Origin of the sequence: Oceanisphaera psychrotolerans (genome assembly GCF_001870485.1) — a bacterium.
Lineage (GTDB): Bacteria > Pseudomonadota > Gammaproteobacteria > Enterobacterales > Aeromonadaceae > Oceanimonas > Oceanimonas psychrotolerans.
Window position 1 is genome coordinate 1 of record NZ_MDKE01000045.1, and the last position, 7,006, is coordinate 7,006.

Annotated in this window: 7 protein-coding genes; 6 read left to right on the forward strand and 1 reads right to left on the reverse strand. The window is 56.7% G+C overall.

The annotated features are described in order from the left end of the window. Window positions 1-183 precede the first annotated feature (183 nt). Window positions 184-1,245, forward strand: a complete 1,062-nt coding sequence (gene nadA, locus BFR47_RS14185; protein ID WP_071473679.1) for a quinolinate synthase NadA — start codon at window positions 184-186, stop codon at window positions 1,243-1,245. A 128-nt stretch (window positions 1,246-1,373) separates the two neighbouring features. Here the strand turns inward: nadA and rdgC are convergent, their stop codons facing one another. Further along, window positions 1,374-2,282, reverse strand: coding sequence for a recombination-associated protein RdgC (gene rdgC, locus BFR47_RS14190; protein ID WP_071473684.1), 909 nt, complete (start codon window positions 2,280-2,282; stop codon window positions 1,374-1,376). A gap of 172 nt (window positions 2,283-2,454) precedes the next feature. Here rdgC and BFR47_RS14195 point away from each other — a divergent pair, with 172 nt between their 5' ends. The 5 genes from BFR47_RS14195 (at window position 2,455) to BFR47_RS14215 (ending at window position 6,861) form a co-directional block, all read left to right on the forward strand. Further along, window positions 2,455-2,913, forward strand: coding sequence for an N-acetyltransferase (locus BFR47_RS14195; protein ID WP_071473685.1), 459 nt, complete (start codon window positions 2,455-2,457; stop codon window positions 2,911-2,913). A gap of 85 nt (window positions 2,914-2,998) precedes the next feature. Then, a complete protein-coding gene (gene phoB / locus BFR47_RS14200) occupies window positions 2,999-3,688 on the forward strand; it encodes a phosphate regulon transcriptional regulator PhoB (protein WP_071473680.1) in 690 nt (229 codons plus the stop codon). Between the two features lie 7 nt (window positions 3,689-3,695). After that, entirely contained in the window at window positions 3,696-5,012 is a 1,317-nt protein-coding gene (gene phoR / locus BFR47_RS14205) for a phosphate regulon sensor histidine kinase PhoR (RefSeq protein ID WP_071473681.1), read from the forward strand. Window positions 5,013-5,143: 131 nt separating this feature from the next. Further along, a complete protein-coding gene (locus BFR47_RS14210; protein ID WP_071473682.1) occupies window positions 5,144-6,115 on the forward strand; it encodes a PstS family phosphate ABC transporter substrate-binding protein in 972 nt (323 codons plus the stop codon). A 284-nt stretch (window positions 6,116-6,399) separates the two neighbouring features. Further along, window positions 6,400-6,861 carry a GNAT family N-acetyltransferase gene (locus BFR47_RS14215; RefSeq protein ID WP_071473683.1) on the forward strand — a complete coding sequence of 154 codons (462 nt, stop codon included), beginning with the start codon at window positions 6,400-6,402 and terminating at the stop codon, window positions 6,859-6,861. Window positions 6,862-7,006 lie beyond the last annotated feature (145 nt).

Genomic DNA, 7,006 nt, shown 5'->3' on the forward strand with positions numbered 1-7,006 from the left:
GAGCAGTTGACTTTTAATCAATTGGTCGCAGGTTCGAATCCTGCACGACCCACCATTATCTTGTTTTCCTCGATATTCTCTTCTGTTCGCTGCTAATTCCTTACCCGATTTGGGTTTGACGCCGCAGTGGCGTTATAATGCCCCTCATTGTAGTTATCCGGATGGAACAACTGGAACCTGGTCATGACTGAAGCTGTCGATATTCTCGAGTTTGATTACCCCTTTCCCGCCAAGCCGGCGCCGCTGACCCTTGAGCAGCAACAAGCGCTGAAAGACGAAATCAAGGCGTTACTGAAGGCAAAAAACGCGGTTCTGGTGGCTCACTATTACACCGATCCCGAAATCCAGGCGCTGGCCGAGGAAACCGGCGGTTGCGTGTCCGACTCGCTGGAAATGGCGCGCTTCGGCAAGGAGCACCAGGCCGATACCCTGATCGTGGCCGGGGTTCGCTTCATGGGAGAAACCTCGAAGATCCTGAGCCCGGAAAAAACCGTGTTGATGCCCACCCTGGAGGCCGAGTGCTCGCTTGATCTGGGTTGCCCGGCCGACGAATTCACCGCCTTCTGCGATGCGCACCCGGACCATACCGTGGTGGTGTACGCCAATACCTCGGCGGCGGTCAAGGCCCGGGCCGACTGGGTGGTGACCTCCAGCATCGCGCTCGAGATCGTCGAACATCTGGACAGCGAAGGGCACAAGATTATCTGGGCACCGGATCGCCACCTGGGCGCCTATATCGAGAAACAGACCGGTGCCAGCATGCTGCGCTGGCAGGGTGCCTGTATCGTGCACGACGAGTTTCGCGCCAAGGCCCTGCAAGAGCTTAAGGCGCAGAACCCGGATGCAGCGGTGCTGGTACACCCGGAATCACCGGCCTCGGTGATTGAGCTGGCCGATGCGGTCGGTTCCACCAGCCAGCTGATCAAGGCGGCGCAGACCCTGCCGCAGCAGAAGCTGATCGTGGCCACCGACAAGGGTATCTTCTACAAGATGCAACAGGCCTGTCCGGACAAGGAAATGGTCGAGGCGCCGACCGGTGGCAATGGCGCCACCTGCCGCAGCTGTGCTCATTGCCCCTGGATGGCGATGAACGGCCTGGTGGCCATTCGCGACGCCTTGAAAGACGGGGGCAAGACCCACGAGATTCAGGTGGATGAAGAGACCCGCATCAAGGCAATGATCCCGCTGGAGCGGATGCTGAACTTCGCCGCCGAGCTCAAGATGAAGGTCAAGGGTAACGCCTGAGCCCATCATCCCTGCTGTATTACTTGTAGCGAATAAATTGGCGCTTACGAGGCTGATACTCATTTGAAGTATAAAAAAGCCGGAAGGGAATGCTCCCTTCCGGCTTTTTTGATCTTCAGTGTTCGCTGTTAACGATTTTCTTCGCCGCCGAGGGCGTCGATCAGCTCGGGAATAAAGCGTGACAGTTCGCCGGTCACCAGGGCAAAGTCGGCGTCGAAGCGGGCGGCGACGTCTTCGCTGGTCACGTCGTCATTCTGCTCACGCAATTCTTCCGAAAACTTCAGTCGCTTGACGCTCATGTCATCACTCAGCACGAAACTGATGGTATCGGCCCAGTTCAGCGCCAGCTTGGTCACCAGTTTGTCGGCTTCCAGGTGGACCTTGATTTCCTCGCTGAGCAGATCCTGTTGCTTGGCGCGGATAATGCCGCCGTGCTCCAGAGCAGAGCGCAGCTCGGCTTCGTCTTCCAGTGCAAATCCGGCCGGGGCGGCACCTTCTTTCAGCCAGTCGGTCAGCGTCAGTTCGGGGGGGGTGGTCATGGCCAGCGGTACCACCGGCAAGGATCCGATGCTCTTGCGCAGCAGTGCCAGCAGATCTTCGGCCCGCTTGGCGGAACTGGCGTCCACGGCGATAAAGCCGGCCTTGGGGTTGATCCAGGCATAGGTCTGCTGAAAACGGCTGAAGGCCCGGGGCAGCAGAGTGATGATGATTTCTTCCTTGATCGATTCTTTTTCTTTTTTCTTCAGCGCGCGACCCTGTTCGATTTCCAGCGCTTCCACCTTTTCGGCCACCATGTCGTTGACCACGGAACCAGGCAGCATTTTTTCTTCTTTCTTGGCGCAGAGCAGGATTTGGTCATCGGCGGCGTGGGTCAGGGCATGGCCTTGCTTGCCCAGTGGCGAAATCCAGCCGAACTTGGCCTGCTCCTGGCTGCCGCAGGGGCTGAAGGGCAAGGCTTCAAGCTGCTTTTCCAGATCTTCAAGGGTGACATCGAAAGGGCGGGTAAAACGATAAATCTGCAGGTTCTTAAACCACATGGCGTCCTCGTTAACGAGCCGGAAAAAACGCATTGTACTGCAAACCGGCTTTGTGATCAGGCGGTCATTCCCGGCCGATAAAGACCGATCTGGCTCACAGACCATTATTAAAGCCGATTCGAAGCGGTGCCGGCACTATACACTCTGGTAAACGAAAGGCGGAGACAACATGATGATACGACAAGCCACGCCCGAGGATACCGATGCCATCCTGGAGGTATGGCTGCTGGCATCGCTACAGGCGCATGATTTCATACCTGCGGCCTTCTGGTGGCAACAGCAGGAAGAAATGCGGGCCCGCTACCTGCCAGCGGCTCAGATATGGGTCTGTGAATGCCATGGCGGCATTCAGGGTTTTGTGGCCCTGGTGGATAATTATCTGGCTGCGCTCTTTGTCCGGCCCGAATACCAGCAAAAGGGTATCGGCAAGGCGCTGCTGGCGATGGCCAAAAGCCAGCGCCGATGGCTGTCGCTCAGGGTATATTGTGAAAACGACGCGGCGGTGAGCTTTTATCGCCGGCACGGCTTTGTCATTATCGAAGAAAGCCTGGACCCGGCCACGGGCCAACCAGAGCTTCATATGAAATATAAGGTGGCCGCCAAAAACCGTGACTGTTGCTCGTTGAGCTGACCTCAGTGTCATATTTTCATAAAAATGTCACACTTGCTGCTAATAATGCATTTATATGTAACGAGACCTGTAAGGGCAGTTGAAGATGTCACGGAAAATACTGGTAGTTGAAGACGAAGCAGCCATTCGCGAGATGCTGTGTTTTGTTCTGGAGCAGAAGGGGTTCGCCACCGAGGAAGCCGAAGACTACGATCAGGCGCTGGAGATGATCAAGGAGCCCTATCCCGAACTGATCCTGCTCGACTGGATGCTGCCCGGTGGCAGTGGTATTCAGTTGATCAAGCATCTGAAACAGGATGAACTGACCCGCCAGATCCCGGTGATCATGCTGACCGCCCGCGCCGAAGAAGAAGACAAGATCAAGGGGCTGGACGTGGGCGCCGATGACTACATTACCAAGCCTTTCTCTCCCAAAGAGCTCACCTCCCGCCTGAAGGCGGTGCTGCGCCGGGCGGCGCCGACCGCGGTGGATGATGTGATTGAAGTGCAGGGGCTGAAACTGGATCCGGTCAGTCACCGGGTCAGCGTCAATAATCTGCAACTCGACATGGGTCCCACCGAGTTCAAGTTACTGCATTTCTTCATGACCCATCCCGAGCGGGTATACAGCCGCGAGCAGTTGCTCAATAATGTGTGGGGCACCAATGTGTACGTGGAGGACAGAACCGTGGATGTGCATATCCGACGATTGCGCAAGGCGGTGTCCGAGCTGGGACATGACAAGCTGATCCAGACGGTGCGTGGTGCCGGCTATCGCTTTTCAACGCGCCTATGAGGCCTGCATGCAGTTACAAGAATCCAGCCATGGTTTGTGGTGGCGATTAACGCTTTATTATCTGGTTTTTTCCCTGCTCGGGTTGCTGGTGGGCAAGGTGACACTGGGGCTGCTGGTGGCGACGGTGCTGCATTTGCTGTGGCACTATCGTTTTCAGCACAAACTGACCGTGTGGCTGTGGCGCGACCGGAGCCTGATTCCGCCTGAAGGCAAGGGGAGCTGGGAAACCATTTTCAACGGTCTTTACCGCTTGCAGCAACGTCACCGGGCCCGCCGACGCGAGCTGGCGACGCTGGTGCGCCGTTTTCGGGAAGGGGCCGAGGCGCTGCCCGATGCCGCCGTGGTGATCCGCCGCGATGGCAGCATCATCTGGTGTAACAAGCTGGCTCAGCAATTGCTGGGATTTCGCTGGCCGGATGACTCGGGCAACCATATCGGCAACCTGGTCCGTGTACCGGTGTTTATCGCTTACATGGAGCGGGGCGATTTTCGGGAGCCCCTGGAACTGCCGTCGCCGCTAAACGAAGACAAGCTGCTCGAATGCCGCATCATGCCCTACGCAGAAGACCAGGCTTTGCTGGTGGTGCGGGACGTGACCCGGTTGAGAAGCCTGGAGCAGATGCGCAAGTCGTTCGTGGCCAATGTGTCCCATGAGCTGCGTACTCCGCTGACGGTACTCAAGGGCTATCTGGAAATGCTCGATGAGCCGCCGACGCCGGCCAGATGGCACAAAGCCCAGCAGGTCATGCTGGAACAGACCCAGCGTATGGATGCCCTGGTCAATCAGCTGATGACCCTGACCCGTATCGAAGCGTCTCCCAATATCGATACCAGCAAGATTGTCGATATTCCGGCGATGCTGACGATGCTGGAGCATGAAGCCCTGGCGCTGAGTGCCGACAAGAACCATGAATTCCGCTTTATGGTGGACGCGAATATCAAGGTCCGGGGCGATCAGGAGCAACTGCGCAGTGCCATTTCCAACCTGGTCTACAACGCCATCCGTCATTCCCCGGCAGGCACCCGCATCACCGTGGAATGGGGGCTGGCGGGTCATGTCGGTCGTTTTGCTGTGACCGACAATGGCGACGGTATTGCTCCCGAGCATATTTCCCGCCTGACCGAGCGCTTCTACCGGGTCGACAGGGCGCGCAGCCGGCAGACCGGTGGTTCCGGCCTGGGGCTGGCCATCGTCAAGCATGCGCTCAGTCACCACGACTCCCACCTCGATATCACCAGTAAAGTAGGTGAGGGCAGCTGTTTCAGCTTTATTCTGCCCGAGCGACTGCTGGTGCAGGACAACCCCAGCAGGGCCATAGCCTGACCCCGAAAACCGCGGCGGCGGTTTTCTTGTCTGGTTGTCATAAATGTGTCACCTATGCTTCATATAGTTGTCATCACTGGCGGCAATACTGGCCCCGTCTTGAAAGACCGAACTCAGATTGGAGATTAAGGATGAAACTGAACAAACTGGTAACTGCTCTTGGATTGACGGCCGCACTGGCTTCCACCTCTGCACTGGCTGCGGTAGACAGCGCTCTGCCTGACTACGACAAGGTCAGTGGTATTTCCGGTAACTTGTCTTCCGTGGGTTCTGACACCCTGGCCAACATGGCTACCCTGTGGGCCGAAGAGTTCAAGCGCAACTATCCCAACGTCAACGTGCAGATTCAGGCTGCCGGTTCTTCAACCGCTCCTGCTGCCCTGACCGAAGGTACCGCCCAGTTCGGCCCCATGAGCCGAGCCATGAAGAGCAACGAAATCGAAGCCTTCGAAAAGCGCTATGGCTACAAGCCGACGCCGGTACGGGTTGCCATCGATGCCCTGGCGGTGTTCGTACACAAGGACAACCCCATCGAAGGCCTGAGCATCGATCAGGTTGATGCCATCTTCTCCAGCACCCTGAGCTGTGGCAGTAACGAGCAAATCACCAAATGGGGCCAGACCGGCCTGACCGGTGACTGGTCCAGCCGTGACGTTCAGCTCTACGGCCGCAACTCGGTATCCGGTACCTACGGTTACTTCAAGGATGAAGCGCTGTGTAAAGGCGACTTCAAGAACAACGTGAACGAACAGCCTGGCTCGGCCTCAGTGGTACAGTCGGTCTCTTCTTCTCTGAACGCCATTGGTTACTCCGGTCTGGGCTACAGCACTTCCAGCGTCCGTGCCGTACCGCTGTCTGAAGCCGGCTCTACCGATTACATTGAAGCCAACGCCGATAACGCCATCAGCGGTGAATACCCGCTGTCACGCTTCCTCTACGTTTACGTGAACAAGCACCCCAACCAGCCGCTGGGCCCGATGGAAGCCGAATTCGTCAAGCTGATGCTGTCCAAGCAGGGTCAGGAAATCGTTGATAAAGACGGTTATGTACCGGTACCTGCCGCCGTTATCGAAGCCGACCTGAAGAAGCTGGGTCTGAACTGATTCGACTGACGCATACATGGTTGCAGTAATGAAACCCCGGGATCTCCCGGGGTTTTTCGTTGTTGAACGGCCATGATACTTCGCCTGCCGATGGTGTGTTCGAAGCGGAGCCGGTGATCCGCGAGGAAGACATCACGGGGTGATCAGCAATCTGGTAGGGGCTTGATGCGGCGCTGAAGTGGTCGATATGTATAATAAATGTGACAAGGCGGCCATGAAGCCGCTTTTTTCTTGCGTGCAACTGTGGCTAGATAGATAGAGAACAGCTACCCGCAGGAGTCAGAATGGAAATCAGGAAGATCCGCAGCGGTGAAACAAGCAGTATCTGGCGTTTGTTTCACGAGACGGTACACCGCATCAATCAGGCCGATTACAGTGCGAACGAGTTGGCGGTATGGTCACCCGATGAATATGACGAACCGCGCTGGGTCAGTCGCTTTATCCGCACTCGCCCACTGGTGGCGATGGACGGTAATTTTCTACTGGGCTTTGCCGAGCTGGGGGACGATGGCCGTATCGATCTGTTTTATGTGCATCATGCCCATCAGGGCGAGGGCATTGGCCGGGCGCTGATGCAGCGACTGAAAGCCGAAGCGGCGTCTCGAAGCCTGTCCCGGCTCTACTGCGAGGCCAGCATTACTTCACAGCCGTTTTTTGAACGCATGGGCTTTGTGAGCCTGGAGCAGCGTGAGCTCGAGCGCAGAGGCGAGCAGGTATCGGTGATCCTGATGGAGAAAAAACTGTAATACCCATCGCATTAAATATTCGATCTTTTTGACGGTCATGCCCATCTCGGACAAAGGGTCTACTCCGCCGACTCGCCGTAAATCCATATAGGACACCTCGCTTTTCGCAAGTGAGGTTTCCGTGTTTTTGGCTATCAGGATTAAC

Coding starts and splice junctions, on each gene's coding strand:
- nadA (WP_071473679.1), top strand. CDS start 184: ATGACTGAAGCTGTCGATATTCTCGAGTTTGATTACCCCTTTCCCGCC.
- rdgC (WP_071473684.1), bottom strand. CDS start 2,282: ATGTGGTTTAAGAACCTGCAGATTTATCGTTTTACCCGCCCTTTCGAT.
- BFR47_RS14195 (WP_071473685.1), top strand. CDS start 2,455: ATGATACGACAAGCCACGCCCGAGGATACCGATGCCATCCTGGAGGTA.
- phoB (WP_071473680.1), top strand. CDS start 2,999: ATGTCACGGAAAATACTGGTAGTTGAAGACGAAGCAGCCATTCGCGAG.
- phoR (WP_071473681.1), top strand. CDS start 3,696: ATGCAGTTACAAGAATCCAGCCATGGTTTGTGGTGGCGATTAACGCTT.
- BFR47_RS14210 (WP_071473682.1), top strand. CDS start 5,144: ATGAAACTGAACAAACTGGTAACTGCTCTTGGATTGACGGCCGCACTG.
- BFR47_RS14215 (WP_071473683.1), top strand. CDS start 6,400: ATGGAAATCAGGAAGATCCGCAGCGGTGAAACAAGCAGTATCTGGCGT.